General features: G+C 65.4%; 20 protein-coding genes. 11 read left to right on the top strand and 9 right to left on the bottom strand.

The features are described 5' to 3' along the window. The first annotated feature begins 110 nt into the window (after nt 1-110). From C725_RS02385 to C725_RS02350, 8 genes are read left to right on the top strand one after another with little or no spacing between them, the layout of a single operon-like run. Entirely contained in the window at nt 111-866 is a 756-nt protein-coding gene (locus C725_RS02385; protein ID WP_008599929.1) for a septal ring lytic transglycosylase RlpA family protein, read from the top strand. A gap of 15 nt (nt 867-881) precedes the next feature. Beyond that, on the top strand, nt 882-2,045 hold the full coding sequence (locus C725_RS02380; protein ID WP_008599927.1) for a D-alanyl-D-alanine carboxypeptidase family protein: 1,164 nt from the start codon (nt 882-884) through the stop codon (nt 2,043-2,045). After that, the gene (gene tmk / locus C725_RS02375) at nt 2,045-2,671 is read left to right on the top strand and encodes a dTMP kinase (RefSeq protein WP_008599926.1); all 627 of its coding nucleotides are present in this window, start codon (nt 2,045-2,047) and stop codon (nt 2,669-2,671) included. The genes C725_RS02380 and tmk overlap by 1 nt, the downstream gene beginning before the upstream one ends. Further along, nucleotides 2,668-3,627 carry a DNA polymerase III delta prime subunit gene (locus C725_RS02370; protein WP_008599925.1) on the top strand — a complete coding sequence of 320 codons (960 nt, stop codon included), beginning with the start codon at nt 2,668-2,670 and terminating at the stop codon, nt 3,625-3,627. The genes tmk and C725_RS02370 overlap by 4 nt, the downstream gene beginning before the upstream one ends. Next, on the top strand, nt 3,624-5,162 hold the full coding sequence (gene metG, locus C725_RS02365; protein WP_008599924.1) for a methionine--tRNA ligase: 1,539 nt from the start codon (nt 3,624-3,626) through the stop codon (nt 5,160-5,162). The genes C725_RS02370 and metG overlap by 4 nt, the downstream gene beginning before the upstream one ends. Continuing rightward, nucleotides 5,162-5,944: a TatD family hydrolase gene (locus C725_RS02360; RefSeq protein WP_008599923.1), complete on the top strand. Its 783-nt coding sequence runs from the start codon at nt 5,162-5,164 to the stop codon at nt 5,942-5,944. The genes metG and C725_RS02360 overlap by 1 nt, the downstream gene beginning before the upstream one ends. Then, nucleotides 5,941-6,711, top strand: coding sequence for an MBL fold metallo-hydrolase (locus C725_RS02355; protein WP_008599922.1), 771 nt, complete (start codon nt 5,941-5,943; stop codon nt 6,709-6,711). Before C725_RS02360 ends, C725_RS02355 begins: the two co-directional genes overlap by 4 nt. Next, nucleotides 6,708-7,298, top strand: a complete 591-nt coding sequence (locus C725_RS02350) for a retropepsin-like aspartic protease family protein (protein WP_008599921.1) — start codon at nt 6,708-6,710, stop codon at nt 7,296-7,298. Before C725_RS02355 ends, C725_RS02350 begins: the two co-directional genes overlap by 4 nt. Before the next feature lie 68 nt (nt 7,299-7,366). Here C725_RS02350 and trmFO read toward each other — a convergent pair whose 3' ends face one another. From trmFO to C725_RS02320, 6 genes are all read right to left on the bottom strand, one after another. Further along, nucleotides 7,367-8,701 carry a methylenetetrahydrofolate--tRNA-(uracil(54)-C(5))-methyltransferase (FADH(2)-oxidizing) TrmFO gene (gene trmFO / locus C725_RS02345; protein ID WP_008599920.1) on the bottom strand — a complete coding sequence of 445 codons (1,335 nt, stop codon included), beginning with the start codon at nt 8,699-8,701 and terminating at the stop codon, nt 7,367-7,369. A gap of 332 nt (nt 8,702-9,033) precedes the next feature. Next, complete coding sequence (gene uvrA / locus C725_RS02340) at nt 9,034-11,907, bottom strand: excinuclease ABC subunit UvrA (protein ID WP_008599919.1); 2,874 nt, start codon at nt 11,905-11,907, stop codon at nt 9,034-9,036. A gap of 162 nt (nt 11,908-12,069) precedes the next feature. Beyond that, entirely contained in the window at nt 12,070-12,771 is a 702-nt protein-coding gene (locus C725_RS02335; RefSeq protein ID WP_008599918.1) for a PEP-CTERM sorting domain-containing protein, read from the bottom strand. Between the two features lie 176 nt (nt 12,772-12,947). Beyond that, complete coding sequence (locus C725_RS02330) at nt 12,948-13,679, bottom strand: metallophosphoesterase family protein (RefSeq protein WP_008599916.1); 732 nt, start codon at nt 13,677-13,679, stop codon at nt 12,948-12,950. Beyond that, nucleotides 13,676-14,530, bottom strand: a complete 855-nt coding sequence (locus C725_RS02325) for a diacylglycerol/lipid kinase family protein (protein WP_149864499.1) — start codon at nt 14,528-14,530, stop codon at nt 13,676-13,678. Before C725_RS02325 ends, C725_RS02330 begins: the two co-directional genes overlap by 4 nt. A 62-nt stretch (nt 14,531-14,592) precedes the next feature. Then, nucleotides 14,593-15,147 (bottom strand): hypothetical protein, encoded by a 555-nt coding sequence (locus C725_RS02320; protein ID WP_008599914.1) that lies wholly within the window; start codon nt 15,145-15,147, stop codon nt 14,593-14,595. Between the two features lie 107 nt (nt 15,148-15,254). Between C725_RS02320 and C725_RS02315 the strand changes: the two genes are divergently transcribed. Continuing rightward, on the top strand, nt 15,255-15,476 hold the full coding sequence (locus C725_RS02315; RefSeq protein ID WP_008599913.1) for a hypothetical protein: 222 nt from the start codon (nt 15,255-15,257) through the stop codon (nt 15,474-15,476). A 14-nt stretch (nt 15,477-15,490) separates the two neighbouring features. Here C725_RS02315 and C725_RS02310 read toward each other — a convergent pair whose 3' ends face one another. Further along, nucleotides 15,491-16,189, bottom strand: coding sequence for an extensin-like domain-containing protein (locus C725_RS02310; RefSeq protein ID WP_038281055.1), 699 nt, complete (start codon nt 16,187-16,189; stop codon nt 15,491-15,493). 55 nt (nt 16,190-16,244) lie between these two features. Between C725_RS02310 and C725_RS02305 the strand changes: the two genes are divergently transcribed. Together C725_RS02305 and C725_RS02300 are read left to right on the top strand one after the other, a co-directional pair. After that, nucleotides 16,245-17,792, top strand: a complete 1,548-nt coding sequence (locus C725_RS02305; protein ID WP_008599910.1) for an acyl-CoA carboxylase subunit beta — start codon at nt 16,245-16,247, stop codon at nt 17,790-17,792. 43 nt (nt 17,793-17,835) lie between these two features. Beyond that, nucleotides 17,836-18,678 (top strand): class I mannose-6-phosphate isomerase, encoded by an 843-nt coding sequence (locus tag C725_RS02300; RefSeq protein WP_008599909.1) that lies wholly within the window; start codon nt 17,836-17,838, stop codon nt 18,676-18,678. A gap of 30 nt (nt 18,679-18,708) precedes the next feature. Here the strand turns inward: C725_RS02300 and C725_RS16620 are convergent, their stop codons facing one another. Then, nucleotides 18,709-19,401 carry an NUDIX hydrolase gene (locus C725_RS16620; RefSeq protein ID WP_243442672.1) on the bottom strand — a complete coding sequence of 231 codons (693 nt, stop codon included), beginning with the start codon at nt 19,399-19,401 and terminating at the stop codon, nt 18,709-18,711. Nucleotides 19,402-19,565: 164 nt separating this feature from the next. After that, nucleotides 19,566-20,495: a hypothetical protein gene (locus C725_RS16615; RefSeq protein WP_008599907.1), complete on the bottom strand. Its 930-nt coding sequence runs from the start codon at nt 20,493-20,495 to the stop codon at nt 19,566-19,568. Nucleotides 20,496-20,576 lie beyond the last annotated feature (81 nt).

Genomic DNA, 20,576 nt, shown 5'->3' with positions numbered 1-20,576 from the left:
TCGCGAATTTGCGGGGGTGCCGCCTGGAGCCGGGGCGCCGGGGTTGCCCCGCCCCGGCCCCGGCGGCAGAACGCGCCGGTCGATGACGAGCGCCGGGGAAGACTTTGCAGATGCGGGCACCGTTAATCATGCTTGTCCTGCCGCTGGCGCTGATTGCGCTTTCGGCATGCGGTGGCGGCGGGGGACGCGGTCTCGATACGTCCGTGTCCGGTCCAGTGAAGGTCGGAAACCCCTACAAGGTGCGGGGGCGCTGGTATTATCCGAAGGATGATCGGGATTATCGCGAAACGGGAATGGCCTCCTGGTACGGACCGAATTTCAAGGGGCGCCCGACCGCGAATGGAGAACGGTTCGATCCGAGCGGGTTGAGCGCGGCCCACAAGACCCTTCCGCTGCCGAGCTTTGTGCGGGTCGAGAACCTGAACAACGGCCGCGAAGTGACCGTGCGAGTTAACGACCGCGGTCCGTTCGCGGAAAACCGGATCATCGATCTTTCACGCCGCGCCGCGCAGCTTCTCGACATGGAGGGAGCCGGTCTCGCGCGCGTCCGGGTCACCCGCGTTTACCCCAGCGATGAGGAGAAGCGCGCCTTGGCTGCGCTTGCTCCCGAGCCCCCGCAACGTGTCGAGGGCGGCGCAGGCGATCTCTATGTGCAGGTGGCGGCGCTGTCGGAAGCGGCACGTGCGCGCGCCATGGCCGCGGGCCTGGGACGCTTCGGCCCAGCCGCAGTCTACGAAATTCCCGGCGGCATCCAGCGTGTGCGCCTGGGACCGTTTCTGACGATGGCGGAGGCCGAAACGGTTCTGGCGAATGTCCGCCGGGCCGGATACACAGAGGCGCGCGTCGTACGCGACGCTACCAGTTAGGAGACAGTTCACCCCATGCGTTCACCCGCCGTCCTTTCCGCTCTTGCCGCTGCAACTGCGCTGACCGTACTGGCTGCCGCGCCCGCCACCAGCCAGAGCTTCGATACGCAGGCGCCTTTTGCCTTCCTGAAGGACACGAATTCCGATCTGATCCTGTTCGAGCGCGGGGCGGACGAGCCGATGCCGCCGGCCTCCATGGCGAAGATGATGACGGTGCTGGTTGCCTTTGACCAGATCGACAAGGGCAAGATGTCCCTGAAGGACACATGTCAGGTGCGGCCCGATACCTGGCGCGCCTGGTCGAACCAGGGATCGACCATGTTCCTGAAGGTGAACGAGGTCGTGTCCGTTTCGGATCTGCTGCACGGCATCGTGACGGCGTCCGGCAACGATGCCTCTGTGGTCCTGGCCGAATGCATTGCAGGAACTGTCGACGCCTTTGCCGGTGCGATGAATGCCATGGGGGAGCAAATCGGCCTGACGGGATCGCATTTCACAACCGCGAATGGCTGGCCGGATGAGGGCGAATATGTGACCGCGCGCGATCTGGCCAGGATCGCCGAGGTCACGATTGAGGACCATCCGAAGCTGTACGAGCAGTTCTACACCACGAAGGAATTTACCCACGGCGAAACCATGTCCGGCGAGCCGATCACGCAGCCGAACCGCAACCCGATCTTTGGACGCGTACGCGGTGCCGACGGCCTGAAGACTGGTCATACGGAGGCGGCGGGATACGGGTTCACCGGCTCGGCGGAACGCGATGGCCGCCGCCTTGTCATGGTCGTTGCCGGCCTGCCGAGCATGTCTGCCCGGCGGGACGAGTCGACGCGCTTCCTGGAGTGGGGTTTCAACGCGTTCGAGGGCGCACAATTGCAGCCCGGCAAGGTTCTGGCGCAGGCCGCGGTCTATAACGGGTCGAAGGACACGATTTCCCTCACCGCAAAGGACGGTGCGATGCTGACGCTGCCGAAGGCCATCGTCAGCGACGTGAACGCTCGTATCGTTTACAAGAGCCCGCTGCCGGCGCCGCTGCAGGCTGGTCAGGAAGTCGGCAAGCTTCATGTGAAGGCAGGCGACATGCCGGAGCAGGTTATTCCGCTCGTTGCAGGGGAAGCTGTCGAGGAAGCCGGCTTCTTCACCCGTGCGATCAACGGCTTCAAATCGCTGATCGGTTGATGCGCTGCGGACGTTTCATCAGCTTTGAGGGTGGCGAGGGCAGCGGCAAGACCACGCAGATCGCGCGGCTCGCCGAGACGCTTCGTGCGCGTGGACATGACGTCGTCACCACACGGGAACCCGGCGGCACGGATGGCGCGGAAGCGATCCGTAAGCTGCTGCTGGAGGGTGATGCGGGGCGCTGGACGGGACGTACCGAGGCCCTGCTGATGAACGCCGCAAGGGCGGAGCATGTCGAACGCCTGATCCGTCCAGCGCTGGAGGCCGGAGCGTGGGTGCTGACCGACCGCTACGCGCATTCAACGCTCGCCTATCAGGGTGGAGGGCGTGGTCTTGAATCGGATGAGCTTATCGCGCTGCACTTCATCGCGACCGCCGGTCTATGGCCTGACCTGACCCTGCTCCTGGATATCGAGCCGGAGGAGGGGCTCGCACGCGCCGGAAAGCGTCTCGACCCAAATACGCGGTTCGATGAGGAAACCATCGAGTTTCACGAAGAGGTCAGAGACGTTTTTCGCGATATCGCGGATGTGGACGAGCGGGTCGCGCTGATCAACGCGGCCGCGGACCCGGACGGCGTGGCGGGCGCTATTCTTGCGGAAGTCGAAGCCCGGTTGAACCCGTGACCGTCATCGGCCACGAGGAGCAGTACCGCGCCTTCGTCGAGGCGTGGAAAACACGCCGACTGCATCATGCCTGGCTGCTGAGCGGACCGCGCGGGATCGGGAAGCGGACCTTCGCGGATGCCGCGACGCGGATGATCCTGTCCGGCACCGACAGCTTTAAGGCCGGTGCAGATTCCTCCGCCGCGGCTAAGCTTGCTGCCGACGCGCACCCCGATTTCCGGCTTCTGGAAAGGGAGACTTCGGAGCGCACGGGCGCGCTGGCGCAGGGCATCGTGGTCGATCAGGTAAGAGGGCTCGGCCGCTTGCTGCATCAGGCGCCCAGCCTGTCCGACTGGCGCGTTGTCCTGATCGACGCGGCTTGCGAGATGAACACAGCCGCTGGCAATGCACTTCTGAAAAGCCTCGAGGAGCCGCCGGCCCGCACGATTTTCCTGCTGGTCTGCCACGCACCCGGACGCCTTCTGGCCACCATCCGGTCGCGCTGCCGCACGCTGACGTTCCGGCCGCTAAGCGACGATCAGGTGCGGGGCGTGCTTGAGCGTGAGCTCGGCGCCGAAGCCGATGTCGATACCCTCACGCAGCTCGCGGCGGGGGTTCCGGGCAATGCGCTGCGCTTCGCCGGGACCGGCGCGTCGGAGCTTCTCGCCGATCTTCGCAAGCTCCTCGCGGCTGAGGATCAGCAAGCACGGTCCATTGCGCTACGCCTGTCGTCCGAACTGGCGCGCAAGCCGGCGCAGGATCGTTATGAAGCGTTTCTCGATCTCGCACCGAACGTTTTGGCAGGCGCGGTGAAGACCTTGCCGGCGCCGCAGCTTGAAGCCGGGCTGGCGCTGTGGGAAGAGGCGGAAACCCTCGCCCGTCAGGCCCGGCAGAAGTTCCTCGACCCCGCCGTCGTGACCTTCCAGCTCGCGCGTCTCGTCGGGCGCTTCGACAAGGACGAACGACAGGCTGCATGACCGAGCGCTATTACCTGACCACCGCGATTTCCTATCCCAATGGACGGCCGCATATGGGGCATGCCTATGAGGCAATTGCCACGGACGCGCTCGCCCGTTTCCATCGTCTTGACGGCAAACAGGTCTTTTTCCTGACCGGCACCGACGAACATGGGCTGAAGATATCGCAGGCCGCGCGCGATGCCGGGCAAGAACCGCGGGATTACGTCGAGGGGATGGCCGCGCATTTTCAGGACATGGCCGCGCGCCTCGATATCAGCCACGACCGGTTCGTGAGGACGACCGAACCGGGGCATTATGCCTGCGCGCAGGATCTGTGGCGCCGGATGGAGGCGCGCGGCGACATCTATCTCGACAAATATGAGGGTTGGTACTCGGTTCGCGACGAAGCCTATTATGACGAAAAGGAACTCGTTACGGGCGAAGACGGCGAAAAGCTGTCGCCGGAGGGAACCCCGGTCGTTTGGACGGTGGAGGAAAGCTATTTCTTCCGCCTCAGCGCCTATCAGGACCGTCTGATCGAGCTGTTCGAGACGAACCCGGATTTCGTTCAGCCGGCCAGCCGCCGCAATGAAATGATGAGCTTTGTGAAGGGCGGCCTTCGCGACCTGTCCATCAGCCGCACCAGCTTCGACTGGGGCGTGCCGGTGCCGGACGCGCCGAAGCATGTGATGTATGTCTGGCTCGACGCGCTCAGCAATTATCTGTCCGGGATCGGTTATCCCGACGCCAGCTATGAGGACTGGTGGCCGTGCGACGTGCATGTGATCGGCAAGGATGTCGTCCGGTTCCATGCCGTCTATTGGCCGGCCTTTCTGTTGTCGGCGGGCGTAGAGCTTCCGAAGGCGGTGTTCGGACACGGCTTCGTGCTCTGGGACGGCAAGAAAATGTCGAAGTCCGCGGGCAATGTCGTCGACCCGCTCGGCCTCGCCGACAAATATGGTGTGGACCAACTGCGCTATTTCCTGCTCAGGGAAGTGCCGTTCGGCGGGGATGGCTCGTATAGCGAGGCAGCCATCGTCACGCGCGCCAACGCCGATCTTGCGAACGATCTCGGCAATCTCGCCCAGCGCTGCCTGTCCATGATCGCCAAGAATTGCGGCGGCGTCGTGCCCGAGCCGGCAGCGCCGACCAACGCCGACAAGGCGCTGGATATGGAAATGTCGGGGCTCCTCAGCACAGTTCAGAAGCATATGGCGGCCTTCCAGATTCACAGCGCGCTTGAAGCTGTTTGGCGTATGGTGGGGGAGACCAATGCCTATTTCGCCGCGCGCGAGCCCTGGGCGCTGAAGACATCCGATCCGGAGCAAATGGGCAGCGTCCTTTACCGCACGGCCGACACGGTGCGGCAGCTTGCCATATTGGCGCAGCCGGCCATTCCAAACGGCGCGGCGAAACTGCTCGACCTGCTTGCGGTCGATGAAACCGATCGCGATTTCGCTGCATTGGGCAAGAAGATGCAGCCGGGAACCGAGCTGCCGGCGCCGGCCGGCGTCTTCCCGCGCCTCGAAATGCCGGAGGAGGTGACCGCCTGATGGCCGTCGATAGTCATTGCCATCTGAATTATAAGGGACTTGTCGAAGATCAGGCGGCCGTCATCGCGCGCGCCCGCCAGGCCGGCGTTACGACGATGCTGGGCATTTCGACGCGCGAATCAGAGTGGGACGAGGTCGTCGGCCTGGCCGAACGAGAGGCCGATATCTGGGCAACGGTCGGTATCCATCCTCACGAGGCGGACAGCCACGAGGAGGTGCCGACCCGAAAGCTGGTGGACAGGGCATCGCACGAGCGGGTCATCGGGATCGGTGAGACCGGCCTGGACTTTTATTACGACAAGTCCGACCGCGACCGCCAGGGTGCCAGCTTCCGCCGCCATATCGCCGCCTGCCGCGAGACGCAGCTGCCGCTGATCGTTCATACCCGCGATGCGGAGGAGGATACGCTCGCAATCCTGCGAGAGGAGATGGACGAGGGCGCGTTTCCCGGGGTCATTCACTGCTTCACCGCTAGCGAAGCATTCGGGCGTGCGGCGCTCGACCTCGGCTTCTACATTTCCCTGTCGGGTATCGTGACGTTCAAGAATGCGCGGGACCTGGCGGAGACGGCGGAGCGGCTGCCGGCAGACCGCATCCTCATCGAAACGGACAGCCCGTTTCTTGCGCCGGTGCCGATGCGCGGCAAGACCTGCGAGCCTGCCTATGTCATGCATACGGCCGCGTTTCTTGCCGAACGGCGGGGCGTCAGTGTCGAGGAGCTGGACCGGCAGACGACGGACAATTTCTACCGCCTGTTCACGAAGGCCGAGCGGCCCGGATGAAGGTGACGATGCTGGGCTCCGGCACGTCGTCGGGCGTGCCGCGCATCGGCAATGACTGGGGCGCCTGCGACCCTGCGGAGCCGAAGAATCGCCGCCGCCGCGTTTCGGTGCTGGCGGAGGCCGGCGAACACAAGCTGATCATCGATACCGGGCCCGATTTCCGGGAACAATGCCTCGACGCCGATCTGCGGCGGCTGGATGCTGTCCTGTTGACCCACAGCCATGCTGATCACACGCACGGCATCGACGATTTGCGGCAGTTCTTTCACCTGATGGGCGCGCCGATCCCGGTCTATGCCGCCGGGGGGACGTGGAAGCATATGTTTGACCGGTTCCGCTATGTGTTCGAGGGGCGGCAGCTTTACGATCCGAGCGCAAGGGCGATCACCATCGACGGAACATTCGAAGTCGGGCCAATGCGGATTTCGGCATTCTCGCAAGAGCATGGGCCGATCACGTCTTGGGGATTCAGGATCGAGGCGGACGGCGCAATATTCTGCTATTCCACCGATGTCAGCGCGCTCGATGCGGCTGCGTTCGAGGCCCTGGCGGGCTGCGATTTGTGGATCGTCGACGCGCTGCGCCGGCGGCCGCATCCGACGCATTCGCATCTGGAGCAGACGCTGGAATGGATCGAGCGCCTGCGACCGGGGCGGGCCATCCTCACCCATATGGACCAGAGCATGGATTATGCGACCCTTCGCGCCGAACTGCCGGACGGCGTCGAGCCGGGGTATGACATGCTGAGCGTGGAGCTTGGCCGGTGAGCGGTCTCGGCGGTTATGATTCTGCGCAGATGTTCTACCTGCTGGGTTTTCTGGTCATCATCGTTCTGGCGTTCATCCCCAGGATGAAATCCATCGGGTTCGGCAAGACGGCGAAGATGGCGCTGAGCTGGGTCATCATCTTTGGCGCGTTGATCCTGCTGGTCGGGGAATGGCCGCGCATTCGCGCCGCGTTGGACCCCGCAAGTCCGGTCGTGGAGGGCGAAACCCTGCGCCTGAGGCCGCGAGCCGACGGGCATTATTATGTTCGCGGCACCGTCAACGGGGCGCCGACGGAATTCCTGATCGATACCGGCGCCAGCGACATCGTGCTGACGCTGGCGACGGCGGAGGCGGCGGGCTTTCCGGAAAGCGCGCTGACCTTCGACGGGGCGGCGGCCACGGCGAACGGCATGGTTCGCATCGCCGGGGTGACGCTCGACACGCTATCGGTGGGGCCGATCAAGGTGAGGAACCAGCGCGTCGCGGTCAATGAGGGCGCGCTGGATGCGAACCTTTTGGGCATGGCGTTCCTGAACGAGCTGAGCGGCTGGCGAGTCGAGAATGGGGAGTTGATTCTGGTTCCTTGAGGGGCCGGGGTTATGGGCCCCTGCCTTCGCAGGGGCGACGATGGTTTGGGTTTGAGCGTTGTGCCTAGTCAGGCGGCGGCTCTCGCGCCGATCCAGTCGTCCATGTGAGAGAGGGCGCGGGCGGCATATTTCGCTTTCCGCTCCTTCTTATGGTGCTTTTCCTCCAGCGCCGGAAACAGGCCGAAATTGACGTTCATGGGCTGGAAGGTGCCCGCATCCGCGCCGCCCGTTATGTGCGAGAGGAGGGCGCCGTGCGCCGTGGTTTCGGGCGGGCGCTGCGGGGTGAGGCCGCGCGCCTCCGCCGCGGCGAACAGGCCCGCCATCAGGCCGACGGAGGCGCTTTCGATATAGCCCTCGCAGCCGGTGATCTGGCCGGCGAAGCGGATGTTCGGCCGCGCCTTCAGCCGCAGCGTTTCGTCGAGAAGCACGGGGCTTTTGATGAAAGTATTGCGATGCAGGCCGCCGAGGCGCGCGAATTCTGCCTTTTCCAGGCCGGGGATGGTGCGGAAGATGCGCGTCTGCTCGCCATATTTCAGCTTCGTCTGGAACCCGACGATGTTCCAGAGCGTGCCGAGGGCATTGTCTTGGCGTAGCTGGATCACCGCCCAGGCGCGCTTGCCCGTGGCGGGGTTGGTCAGCCCGACGGGCTTCATGGGGCCGAAGCGCAGCGTATCGCGGCCGCGTTCCGCCATCACCTCGATCGGCATGCAGCCGTCGAAATAGGGGGTGTTCTCCTCCCATTCCTTGAATACGGTCTTTTCCCCGTCCAGAAGCGCGTCGATGAACGCCTCGTACTGGTCGCGGTCCAGCGGGCAATTGATATAGTCCTTGCCGTCTCCCTTGTCCCAGCGCGACTGCATCCAGGCGATGTCCATGTCGATGCTGTCGCGGTGGACGATGGGCGCGATGGCGTCGAAGAAGGCGAGGCTTTCGACGCCGGTGAGGGCGGCGATGTCCTCGGCCAGCGGCGTCGCGGTCAGCGGGCCGGTGGCGACGATCCATTGACCGTCGCCGGCGCCGGGCAGCCGTTCGACGCGTTCCCGCCGGATTTCGACGAGCGGTTCGGCCTCCAGCGCCGCCGTCACCTTGCCGGCGAAGATGTCGCGGTCGACGGCGAGGGCGGAGCCGGCGGGGACCGCCGCCTCGTCGCCGCAGCGCATGATGAGCGAGCCGAGACGGCGCATCTCCTCGTGCAGCACGCCGACGGCATTGGCGGTGGCGTCGTCGGACCGGAAGGAGTTGGAGCAGACAAGCTCGGCGAAACGGTCGGTTTCGTGCGCGTCGGTCGGGTGCACCCCGCGCATTTCATGGAGGATGACGGGCACGCCGGCACGGGCGAGCTGCCAGGCAGCTTCCGACCCGGCGAGGCCGCCGCCGACGATGTGAACAGGCTGATCAGTCATGGCTGCACTGGTGGGATTCCGGCGCGCCCGGGTCAAGGGGAAGCGCGCAAACGGGGCATGTCTGCGTTGGCGCGAAGTCCGCTGCCATACCCGCGGATTTCCGGCGAAGTGGACACATGTGTCAATTTCGGAAGTGGACAGTCTGGACACTCATACACGCGCGCCTGCGTGAGAATGACCGGCGTGGATGCCCGAAAACGAACGGTCCGGAATTGAACAGTTGGGAAGGCCGGCAGGTGCGAGATGGGCAGGGGCCTTTCGGTTCGGAAAACTGAGGGCAGGGGCGATGCCGCAAGTCTCCCCCATCATTTCCTATTTTGAAAGGCGCCCCGTTACTCCGCCGCCTGCCGGGTTTCGCCGGTGCGCAGCATCGGGGCGAGGTAGCGGCCGGTATAGCTCGCCTCCACCTTCACCACGTCCTCCGGCGTTCCGGCGGCGACCACGGTGCCGCCGCCATTGCCGCCCTCCGGCCCCATGTCGATGATCCAGTCGGCGGTCTTGATGACCTCCAAATTGTGTTCGATGACGACAACGCTGTTGCCTTGCTCGACAAGGGCGTGAAGCACCTCAAGCAGCTTTCGCACATCCTCGAAGTGCAGGCCGGTGGTCGGCTCGTCGAGAATATAGAGCGTGCGGCCGGTGGCACGTTTCGACAGTTCCTTCGCCAGCTTCACGCGCTGCGCCTCGCCGCCCGACAGGGTGGTCGCCTGCTGCCCGACCCTGACATAGCCGAGGCCAACCTCCTGCAGCATGGCCATCTTGTCGCGGATGGGCGGCACGGCGGCGAAGGCGGCGTGCGCGTCCTCCACCGTCATGTCGAGGACGTCGGCGATGGACATGCCCTTCCACTTGATTTCCAGCGTTTCGCGATTGTAGCGCGCGCCCTTGCAGACGTCGCAGGTGACGTAGACGTCGGGCAGGAAGTGCATTTCGATCTTGATGACGCCGTCGCCCTTGCACGCCTCGCAGCGGCCGCCCTTCACGTTGAAGGAGAAGCGGCCGGGCTTGTAACCACGTGCCTGCGCCTCTGGCAGGCCAGCGAACCAGTCGCGGATATTCGTAAACGCGCCGGTGTAGGTGGCAGGGTTGGAGCGCGGCGTGCGGCCGATGGGCGACTGGTCGATGTCGATGACCTTGTCGAGATGCTCCAGCCCCTTCAGATCCCTGTGCGGCCCCATCGGGATGCGCGCGCCGTTCAGCGCGCGGGCGGCGGCCGGATAGAGCGTATCGACGACGAAGCTGGACTTGCCGGAGCCGGAGACGCCGGTGATGCAGGTGAAGGTGCCGAGCGGGATCTTCGCATCGACCGACTGCAGATTGTTCGCCGTCGCGCCGGTCAGCCGCAGCGACTTTCCGCTGCCCTTTCGCCGCTTGTCTGGCAGGGGCACGGCCATGCGCCCGGACAGATAGGCGCCGGTCAGGCTGTTTTCGTTCGCAAGGATGTCGGACAGCGTCCCCTCCGCCACGACCGCGCCGCCATGGACGCCGGCACCCGGCCCCATGTCGACGATGTAATCCGCCGTGCGAATGGCATCCTCGTCATGTTCAACCACAAGAACGGTGTTGCCGAGATCGCGCAAGCGGCGCAGCGTTTCCAAGAGCCGGTCATTGTCGCGCTGGTGAAGGCCAATTGACGGTTCGTCGAGCACGTAGAGAACGCCGGAGAGGCCGGACCCGATCTGGCTGGCAAGGCGGATACGCTGGGATTCTCCGCCGCTTAACGTACCGGACTTGCGATCGAGGTTTAGGTAATCGAGGCCGACATTGTCGAGGAAGCCGAGCCGTTCGCGGATCTCCTTCAGAACCCGCGTGGCGATCTCGTTCTGCTGATCCGTCAGCGCGTCCGGCAACGTCTTTGCCCAGTCGTAGGCCTGATCGACGGGGAGGCAGGATACGTCGCTGATCGTCTTGCCGTCGATCTTCACGGCCAGCGCCTCCGGCCGCAGGCGCGCACCGCCGCACGTCTCGCACGGCGCGGCGGACTGGAATTTTGAAAGCTCGTCGCGCATCCACTGGCTGTCGGTCGAGGCAAGACGGCGCGCCAGATTGTGCATGACCCCCTCGAACGGCTTCTTGACGTCGTATTTCTTGCGCCCGTCCTCGAAGGAGAGCGTGATCGGCTTCCCCTTCGTGCCGTGCAGGATCACATCGCGCGCCTGTTCGGGCAATTCCTCCCAGGGGGTGGTCATGGCGAAATCATAGGCGCGGGCGACGGAGCGCAGCACCTGCATGTAATAGGGGCTGGGCGGCTGCGACTTGGCCCAGGGGACGACGGCCCCCTTTTGCAGCGACAGGCGGCCGTTCGGGACGATCAGATCGGGATCGAATTCGCTCTTTTCGCCGATGCCGTCGCAGGCCGGGCAGGCGCCCTGCGGACTGTTGAAGGAAAACAGGCGCGGTTCGATTTCCGGGATGGTGAAGCCGGAAACCGGGCAGGCGAATTTCTGGCTGAACAGGATGGGGTCGGGCACAGCCTCATCCCCCTTCGCGGCGAACTCCGCGACGGCCAGACCGCCGGCGAGCGTCAGCGCGGTTTCGAAACTGTCGGCGAGGCGGGATTCGATTCCTTCTTTCACGACAATGCGATCGACGACAATCTCGATATCGTGCTTGAACTTCTTGTCGAGCTTCGGCGCATCCTCAATGGCGTAGATTTCTCCGTCGACCTTCACGCGCTGGAAGCCGGCGGCCTGCCATTCGGCGAACTCCTTGCGGTATTCGCCCTTGCGGCCCCGCACGACGGGGGCGAGCAGCATCAGCCGGCTGCCCTGCGGCAGCGCCATGACGCGGTCGACCATCTGGCTGACCTGCTGCGTTTCGATGGGAAGGCCGGTCGCGGGCGAATAGGGGATGCCGACGCGCGCCCAGAGCAGGCGCATATAGTCGTAGATCTCCGTCACCGTCGCGACGGTGGAGCGCGGATTCTTCGACGTGGTCTTCTGCTCGATGGAAATGGCCGGCGACAGCCCCTCTATATGGTCGACGTCCGGCTTTTGCATCAGTTCGAGGAACTGGCGGGCATAGGCGGACAGCGATTCGACGTAGCGGCGCTGCCCCTCCGCATAGATGGTGTCGAAGGCGAGGCTGGATTTGCCGCTGCCGGACAGGCCGGTCATCACCACCAGCGCGTCGCGCGGGATGTCGATGGAGACATCCTTCAGATTGTGTTCGCGCGCACCGCGGACGGAAATGGTCGTCAGGGCCATGTATCGAGCTCTCGTTTCCGATTTGTTCTTCCCCGGCGGTCTTACCGGTTCGTGGGGAACAGGGGAAGGGCGGAGGTGGGTTCCGCACGCCCGAAACGCAAGGAACGGCGCCCCGGCATATGGCCGGGACGCCGCCCCTGTAGGCTCGTTAACGGAGTGCGATCAGCGCGTGCGGCGGCGCAGCCCCGCGGCGCCGGCAAGGCCGAGGCCGAGCAGCGCGAGAGCCGGCGGCGCCGGCACGTCGGCCGGTTCGTCGAGATTCGTGCGCGTGAACAGGTCGAAATTGTAGAGCGCGCTGACGCCGATGCCCTGACCGCCAAGGCCGGCGGAGAAGAAGCTGACGCGGCGATAATTCGTGAAATTGTCCGGATCGAAGCCGAGCGCCTCCTCACCGAAAGCGTCCGTGGGACCGGAGAGGCCGAAGGTCAGCGAATAGCGGGTGATGCCGTCCGGCTCGCCCGCGATCTGATTGTTGTAGAAGTCGATATTGCCCAGGCTGACCGTGTCGCTGCCGAAGCTGAACCGGTCCCAGGTCTGGATGCGGCCATAATTGCCGGTGCGGTTCGCCGTGCTGAGAACATTGCCGTCGGCATCCTCGAACGTGAACTCGACTTCCTGAATCGCGCCATAATGATCGAGGCGCTCCCAATTGTCGTTCTCGACGCCGAACGGGGTTCCGGAAACGGTGTCGTCATAGACGATGTAGCCGCTGACGCGCGGTGCAGCCTGGCCGAAGATGTTGTTGGTGCCGGTAAAGTGCGAGGATGTCGTCGCCCCGGCGAAATCCAGGCGGATGAGGTCGGCCTGAGCGGCCGTGCCGAGCAGCAGGCACGCGGCCGCGCCGGAAATGATCTTCTTGGTCATGATGAGGTCCCTTTTCGCTTCGTATCGTTGTCGGATCGTCCGCGCCCCCGCGCGGCGCCCGAGAAAAAGGGTTAAAGAACGATTAAGGAACGGCCATGTCGGGTCCGTGAACTTCTGAAGAAGATTGCGCGCCCTTTTTGTTGCGGACCCGTCTCGAAACGGCTGGGCGCGGGGGCTCAGGCGACGCGGTGGCGGACGCTGAGGTCGCCGTTCACGATCTCGATATCGTTGAAGCTGGGCACATGCTCGCGGATGCGTTCCGACAGGGTGCCGGCACCGATCAGGCGGATGCTGCCGCCGCCATCCAGCCTGTGTGTCACGTCGAAGGGCGTATGGACATGGCCGGTAATGACGGCCTGCGCGCCGCATGCGGACAAGCGGCGCAGCGCCTCCTCACCGCCGCGCGTGCGCCCCTTGGTTCCCGTTTCCGCAATATCGACGAGAGGATGATGGCAGGCGATGATGACCATCTTGTCGTCTGGAACCGCCTGTGCCAGCCGCAGCGAGCGCGCGAGACCCCGAGAGGACACATTGCCGTGGCTCCAGTTCAGGCGGAGCTGAAAGCGCGCGGTGGTCTTCAGCGGAACGACGACGCAGTCCGCCAGATCGATCTCGGCCTCCACCATCTTTGCCGCGCGCTCGACGCGGCGGTAGGGACGCACGAAGCGTTCGAACAGGTTGAAATAGGGCAGATCGTGATTTCCGGGCTCTACGGAGACCGGGACGGGAAGGGCGGCGAGATATTGCGCGGCGGCCCGAAATTCGCTGCGGCGCGCGCGCTGCGTCAGGTCGCCCGTGACGATCGCGGCATCCGGCTTTTCCGTACGCACGGTTTCGGCGAACCAGTCGAGGGCGGCCGGGTCCTCCGCGCCGAAATGCAGGTCTGAGGTGTGAAAAATACGGGTCATTCGCGGCCTTCGTCGTTCGTTCGGGTGGTCACGAAACGAACGGCTGCGGTGCGCGTCTCGATCCCCACAGGCGTTGGCAGATGATGCTCTTCCCCGTCGATCAGCACGCGCATGCGGGCCGGTCCCGCCAGACGTGCGGAACGGGCGGAGGTGCGCGAAATGCCACGGGCGCCGTCGAAGCCGTGCTTCAACCAGTCGATACCGACGGACATGGCGCTCCAGAAGCCGCGGAAATCGATTGCGGCGATCTCTATTTCGCCGTCCGGATCGCGTGGCGGCGATGCGACGATGCCGCGCGCGCGCTTTCGCGGCATGACGCCAAGGGAGAGCGAGATGCGGCGGGTAAAGCTGAGCGACCAGGCAAAGCGCACGGCGCGGACGAGACTTCGCCAGCGGCCGGCGCGCACCCGTTCGCGGGCATGGACCCAGCCGGCGATCGGACCCGCGATCAGCCCCGAATAGGCCGGAATGCCGCCGACATCGATGAAGGGGAGCGGCGTGGCGGAGAGCGGCTGGCTTGCCGCACGGTCGAGAACGTCGATGAAATGCGCATCGCCGTGCAGGCGCTTCGGGGCGAGGTTGACGGTGCCGCCGGGCAGAAGCAGCAGGGCGCCGGGCCAGCCGGCCAGGTGCCGCGCCGCCGCCGCATGCGTGCCGTCGCCGCCGAAGACCACGACGATGTCGACCTCAGCGGTGTCGAGGTCGGCGGCGGCGGGCAGCGCCTCTTGCGGGAAGCGGGTGCAGCCCTGCAATTGCCAGGGATCGCGGTTGCAAAAGGACAGGACATGCGCTTCTGCCGCCTCGCTCGCCGTGCCGGCGGCGGCGTTGGTGATCGCCCATATCCGTTTCATGTCCGCATCCAACGCGCCAAGGCGGCGATGGTGCCGCCCCGACGAGCGCCTGGGCGCGCGCGCTAAGAGGAGTGGCCGGATGATCCTGCATCGGTCTCATCGGTCTCAGCCGCGCGCCGGCTGTCACCGTTCCCGGCCGTGCGAGATTCGGCAGACCGGCTGCGATCGCCGCTATTCGCAAAGCCCGCGACCGCGGCGCTGAACATCGATCCCACGATGTCGCGCCCGATGCTGCCAGCGACGTTCGATACGAACCGCTCGATATCGCGCTCGAAATCGCCGCTGCGGGCCTTTTGCCGCGACTCCGAAGCCTTTTCCCGGACCACGCGGGACAGGCCAGGCAGTCCCTCCTTGCGCAGCGCGAGGCTTGCTTCGTCCAGCCACAGCGCGATCGCCGCCTCCGCCTTCGACTGCCATTCCTTGCCGGACGCGCGCAGCCGATCGGCGAGGTCGGGCGGAATGTCGAAGGCAAGACGGGCATCGCCGGAGCTTGCGTCCCGTTCGCTCCCGGCCCTATCGGCCAGTTCGGCAGGGGCGCTGATTTCAGGATCCTGGGCCAGCCGGTCAGCCTCCTCCTGCCTCTGAGCGGCCTGCGTGTCGGCACCGGGGTCGGTCATGTCATTCTCCCATGGATGGCGTTTCTATAACGCAGCCCGAACGCGCGGGAACGGGCGAAAGCACCGCTCGTTCGTCAGACGATCCGATAGACGTAAAGGACAAACTGATGAGCGACGCCAAGACCCCGCCGACGACACCGTCGAAGATGCGCCCGACCTCCGATTCCGAGGCGATGGAGAAGCTGAAGAAGAACCCGAAAGACGAAGATGCCCAGCTCGATGAGGGCCTCGACGAGACCTATCCGGCCAGCGATACGCCGAGCGAGACGCAGCCGCACAGCGACAAGGGCAACGACAAGCCCGCGCCCAGCACGAGCGGCGGCGACTGACGCCGCGGCACGGCCTAGCGGCAGGTGCCGTAGCCGTTGGCCTGTAGATGAAAATGATCGCGGTGTGCGGCGTTGTATTCGGGACCGAGCATGGTGCCGAATACGCCGCAGCCGCGATTTCTGATTTCGAGGAGAAAGGCGCCGGCATCGCTGTCGGCGCCCCAGTCGCCGGCAAGGCTGATGCTGCGACCATCGGCGAGGGTGAAGCCGGCGATGTCGATGGCCTGCGCCGTGGCATGCTGCGACCAGTTTCCGCTCTCCCGGCCATAGAGGCGGCGGCAGGAATAGGTGCCGAGCTGCCGGATCGATGCGACCTCGCTGCCGAGCACGCGGCGCGCGGCGGGCTGCACCACATCCTGCTCCCAGATACCGAGTGCCGCCGCCAGGGGGCATGACAGGCGGACTGTCGAGGGACTGTAGCCGGCCGTCATGCGGTCCAGCGTGACGGCGTCGACATAGCCGCACTGTTCCGTCTCCATGCGATCCTCGAACGGGGTGACGGCAAGGTCGGAGGTCTCGAACAGGGCGAGGCAGGCGGGCTTGTCACCGGAAAGAGCGGCGACCTTCAGGCTGGTTGCGTGGCCGATGGGATCGTCCAGCGACAGCGGCGTCCACGGCAGATGCTGGGGATACGTTTCCTCCGCATAGTCGAAGGCGCGCCAGCCGCCATAGGCGACAAGTGCGAGGACGGCGAGGGTGACGAGCATGCGCATCGCCCTTCTTCTAGGGAGGGGCGGCCGGTTCGTCATGGGTGCTAAAAGGCCGCGCATGACCTGGCAGAAAGACGTGGACGAGCTGGCACGGCGAAAGGCGCTGGCGGCCGAACTCGGCGGACCCGAAAAGGTTCAGCGGCAGCGCGGCGCCGGCCGGCTGACCGCGCGCGAACGCATTGCGGCACTTGCCGACAGCGGCAGCTTTCAGGAGTTCGGGCAGATTGCCGGGGCGGCGCGCTACGGCGAGGACGGGCGCATCGCCAGCTTCACCCCGTCCAATTTCCTGTACGGCAAGGCGACCGTAGATGGCCGGCCGGCGGTGGTGACGGCGGACGACTTCACCTTCAGGGGCGGCGCGGCGGATGCCGCCATCCACCGCAAGCTGGTCGAGGCGGAGCTGATGGCGGGCGAATACCGCATGCCGCTGATCCGCATGATCGAGGGGACGGGCGGCGGCGGCAGCGTGAAAACGCTGGAGCAGAACGGCTATACCTATATCCCCGAAATCCCCGGCTGGGACCGGATCGTGCAAAATTTGTCCGAGGTGCCGGTGGTTTCCCTGGGTCTGGGTCCGGTGGCGGGTCTTGGCGCGGGACGCATGGTGATGAGCCATTATTCCGTGCTGGTGGAGGGGCTGTCGCAGATGTTCGTCGCCGGCCCGCCAGTCGTGGCGGCGGTGGGCGAGACGCGCACGAAGGAGGAACTGGGCGGTCCGCACATCCACGGCGCGAACGGCGCCGTCGACGATGTGGCGGAAAGCGAGGCGGACGCCTTCGCCCGGACGAAGCGATTCCTGAGCTATCTGCCCTCCAGCGTGCACGAGCTGCCGGCGCGAACCGCCACCCACGATCCGGCGGACCGGGCGGACGACTGGCTGATCGAGGCGATTCCGCGAAATTCCCGCGCGCTCTACAAGATCCGGCCGATCCTGGAGGCGGTATTCGACCGGGGCAGCCTGTTCGAAATCGGGCGCCGCTGGGGCACGGCGATCGTCACCGCATTCGCGCGGCTGGACGGGTATCCCGTCGCGGTGCTTGCGTCCGATCCGATGACGCTGGGCGGCCTGTGGACCGCCGACACGGCGCAAAAAGTGGAACGCTTCGTCGATCTGGCGGAAGTCTTTCACCTGCCGGTCGTTCACATGGTCGACAATCCCGGCTTCATGATCGGCCTGCAGGCGGAGCGCGACGCCACGATCCGCTGGGGCTGCCGGGCGCTCTCTTCCGTCTATCAGGCGAGCGTGCCCTGGTGTGCGCTGATCCTTCGCAAGGCGTACGGCATGGCGGGGTCGGCACATGCGAACGCCAGCCGTTTTCACTGGCGCATGGCCTGGCCGTCGGGCGACTGGGGCAGCCTGCCCATAGAGGGCGGGCTGGAGGCGGCCTACAAGAGCGATCTGGCGGCGGCGGACGATCCGGAAGCCGAACTTGCGGCGATAAAGGCGCGGCTGGACGCGGTGCGCTCACCATTCCGCACCGCCGAGAAATTCGGCGTGGAGGAAATTATCGATCCGCGCGAAACCCGTGTCCGCCTCTGTTCATTCGCAGAGACGGCGCAGCGCGCGCTTGTTCCCGGACGGCGTGCCTTCGGCTATCGTCCCTGAGCGAGCGTCCGGTCAACGGGCGCCTAATCCAGGGAGTGTCATCATGGCCGTCATCAAGCTGTCCACGCGGCGAATCGAGAAGGTGTGGGGCCGGCGCGATCTTTCGCCCTGGTTTCCGGACGTGCCGAAGGGCGGCGAGAAGGTCGGCGAGATCTGGTACGAGATGCCGGACGGCAGGGACGCGGAACTGCTGATCAAATATCTGTTCACCAGCGAGAAGCTGTCCGTTCAGGTGCATCCCACCGACGCGGACGCTCGGGCCGCCGGCTACAAGCGCGGCAAGGAGGAAGCCTGGCTGATCCTGGCGGTGGAGGAAGGAGCGACGGTCGGCCTGGGAACGGTTCGGCCGCTGAGCGCCGAGGACCTGCGCGCCGCCGCACTCGACGGGTCCATCGAGGAACTGATCGACTGGAAACGGGTGACGCCGGGACAGTTCATCTATTCACCGGCCGGCACCGTACACGCCATCGGACCGGGCGTGACACTGGTGGAGGTCCAGCAGAATGTCGACCTGACCTATCGCCTGTACGATTACGGACGTCCGCGCGAACTGCATCTGGACGAGGGAGTGGCGGCCGCCACGGCAGAGCCTTACGAGATCGTGGACCGGTCGCGCGAGGCAGCGCCGGGACGCCGCATCCTGTGCGAGGGCGGCAAGTTCGTGGCCGAACGGATCGTACCGGCGCGGTCGCAGCGGATCATTCCGGAAGACGGCCAGCCCGTCTGGATTACGATGCTGGCCGGCGCGGCCAGGAACGACGAGGTCGCGGCGGAGGCGGGAGAGGTCCTGTTCGTGGACGGACCGACGATCCTGGAGACGCCGGAGGGTACGGACCTTCTGCTCGCCTATAGCGGCGGCACGGCGGCGAAAGGCCTGCTTGGCTGAGGGAAAAGGGGATAGGACGACGAGGGTCCGTCAGCCGCGCATGGCACTGGCGATCGGTTCACGGGTTATCGGATAGCCGAGATCGTCGGGAATGCAGAGATGCGGCTGCCCGTCGACATCGCGAACTTCTGGGGCGATCAGCCGAACCGGAGTCGAGCGTGCATGGTCGATGAGGCCATCGATGGTGTCATAGGCCGCGAGCCGTTCAAGATTACGGCGCGTCGGGAAGATCACCTTCGTATCGCCGGCATCGGCGCTGGCAAGGGCAGCGCGGGCCGTCGTCCAGAGAGAGGTCACAGCCTCGTTCCCGTCATGACCGGCTGCAAGGCCCCGAGGCGCGCGGGCGAGATAGAAGCGCGTATCGTACCGCTTCGTCTCCAGGCTGGGCGGCGGGCACCAGCGCGACCAGGGAACGAGCGCGTCGGCATCGATGCGGTGACCGATCGTCTTCAGAAACGCTCCGAAATCGATGCGCCGGGCCGCGACCGCGCGGGCTGCATCCTCCAGCTGTGCCGGGTTGCGCGCCGGACCGTCAGTCAGGAGAACGCCCGCCTCCTCGAAACTTTCGCGAAGAGCCGCGATCCGGGCGGCCCCCTCGGCCGCATCGTAGCGGTCCAGGAGCCCACTCGCCCTGGCAAGGGCCACGTCGGCATCGTCGACCTTGCCGCCAGGGAAGACCATCATGCCGGCCGCGAATCCCATGGTATTCGCGCGCTTCTGCATGAAAAGTTCAGGCGGGCCGTTGCCGGATTCCCGCAAGAGAATGAGGGTCGCGGCGGGGCGGGCTGGGTTCTCGGCGGCTTCGGTCACGCGGCACAAGATGGGCGATGCGGGCGCAGATGAAAAGCTAGGCAGGCAGAGAGGATGCCGTTCGGGGCACGGGACGGCTACCCGCCCTTCCCGGCGAGCTGCGCCTCCTCCTCTCGGTAGCCGGCAAAGCTGTCCTTCAGGGTCGCGGAGTTGAGGAGGACGATGGCGGCGGGGGTGTCGGCGCCGGGGCGGTAGATGCGACTTTCGATCCACGCGCTCTCGGTGCGCCGGCTTCCCGACAGGGCGACGACCGTCTTTTCGACTTCGAACGGTTCGCCGGCGAGGAGAGGACCCTCGACAAGGCGGATTTCCAGGTCGGCGAAGAGGCCGATGGCAGGCCCGCGCACGGGAAACCCCTTGGGAAGATGATGGGCGAGAACGCTGATCATTTCCATCGGAATAACGGGCCGTTCCGCAACGAAGCGCGGCGACCGCTCCGTGATCGCATCGAGCTTCTCCCGCAATGTGAACGGGTAGAGGCTGCCCATATGCTGGTCCATGGCCATTGACGCGGGCTCGCGCGCCTGCGTCATGCCAATTTCCACGTCGCGCAGAATGATCTTGTATTCCAGCGGACGAAGCGAGGACAGACGTTCTCGCAGCGCGGTTCCTTCGGCGCCGCGAACGGAGGCGGTGCCTTGCAGAACCTCCGTCCCGTCTTCCTTCTCCATACGGATATCGGCCAGATCGGCATTCTCGGCCCGGTGTTTCAGAAAGGCGCGGCAGCGCTCTCCCTCCACGACCATGTTGCGGAAATGCGCGGAAATGCAGCCGGAGTGCCACCATTCCTCGCCGAATGCGCGAACGCAAAGAGGTTCGAACTGGCTGAAATGGGTGGGTCCCTCTATGGGGCCGGCCCGGAAGCCGAGATCACCGGCCGTGGCGTCGTCATGCAGGGATTTATGGCCATCATAGCTTTGATCCTGAAGCATCTGCGCCGGCGTGCGCAGAGGACCGGACAGCCAGCCATTCTCTTCCGTGATCGGCGTGGGGAAATCGTCACTCATGCCGCTGGGCTCCTTTTGCCGGGCATGAATGGCAGAGCCGCGCCGCGTGACAACCTATCGAGAAGGGAAGGGGGCGCCGGC

The sequence above is a fragment of the Pacificimonas flava genome (assembly GCF_000342165.1).
Lineage (GTDB): Bacteria > Pseudomonadota > Alphaproteobacteria > Sphingomonadales > Sphingomonadaceae > Pacificimonas > Pacificimonas flava.
This window is presented reverse-complemented; position numbering and strand designations above follow the sequence as displayed.

Bases quoted from the DNA above. Each gene is read 5' to 3' on its own strand.
- C725_RS02385 (WP_008599929.1), top strand. From the start codon at position 111: ATGCGGGCACCGTTAATCATGCTTGTCCTGCCGCTGGCGCTGATTGCG.
- C725_RS02380 (WP_008599927.1), top strand. From the start codon at position 882: ATGCGTTCACCCGCCGTCCTTTCCGCTCTTGCCGCTGCAACTGCGCTG.
- tmk (WP_008599926.1), top strand. From the start codon at position 2,045: ATGCGCTGCGGACGTTTCATCAGCTTTGAGGGTGGCGAGGGCAGCGGC.
- metG (WP_008599924.1), top strand. From the start codon at position 3,624: ATGACCGAGCGCTATTACCTGACCACCGCGATTTCCTATCCCAATGGA.
- C725_RS02360 (WP_008599923.1), top strand. From the start codon at position 5,162: ATGGCCGTCGATAGTCATTGCCATCTGAATTATAAGGGACTTGTCGAA.
- C725_RS02355 (WP_008599922.1), top strand. From the start codon at position 5,941: ATGAAGGTGACGATGCTGGGCTCCGGCACGTCGTCGGGCGTGCCGCGC.
- trmFO (WP_008599920.1), bottom strand. From the start codon at position 8,701: ATGACTGATCAGCCTGTTCACATCGTCGGCGGCGGCCTCGCCGGGTCG.
- uvrA (WP_008599919.1), bottom strand. From the start codon at position 11,907: ATGGCCCTGACGACCATTTCCGTCCGCGGTGCGCGCGAACACAATCTG.
- C725_RS02335 (WP_008599918.1), bottom strand. From the start codon at position 12,771: ATGACCAAGAAGATCATTTCCGGCGCGGCCGCGTGCCTGCTGCTCGGC.
- C725_RS02330 (WP_008599916.1), bottom strand. From the start codon at position 13,679: ATGACCCGTATTTTTCACACCTCAGACCTGCATTTCGGCGCGGAGGAC.
- C725_RS02325 (WP_149864499.1), bottom strand. From the start codon at position 14,530: ATGAAACGGATATGGGCGATCACCAACGCCGCCGCCGGCACGGCGAGC.
- C725_RS02320 (WP_008599914.1), bottom strand. From the start codon at position 15,147: ATGACCGACCCCGGTGCCGACACGCAGGCCGCTCAGAGGCAGGAGGAG.
- C725_RS02315 (WP_008599913.1), top strand. From the start codon at position 15,255: ATGAGCGACGCCAAGACCCCGCCGACGACACCGTCGAAGATGCGCCCG.
- C725_RS02310 (WP_038281055.1), bottom strand. From the start codon at position 16,189: ATGCGCATGCTCGTCACCCTCGCCGTCCTCGCACTTGTCGCCTATGGC.
- C725_RS02305 (WP_008599910.1), top strand. From the start codon at position 16,245: ATGACCTGGCAGAAAGACGTGGACGAGCTGGCACGGCGAAAGGCGCTG.
- C725_RS02300 (WP_008599909.1), top strand. From the start codon at position 17,836: ATGGCCGTCATCAAGCTGTCCACGCGGCGAATCGAGAAGGTGTGGGGC.
- C725_RS16620 (WP_243442672.1), bottom strand. From the start codon at position 19,401: ATGCAGAAGCGCGCGAATACCATGGGATTCGCGGCCGGCATGATGGTC.
- C725_RS16615 (WP_008599907.1), bottom strand. From the start codon at position 20,495: ATGAGTGACGATTTCCCCACGCCGATCACGGAAGAGAATGGCTGGCTG.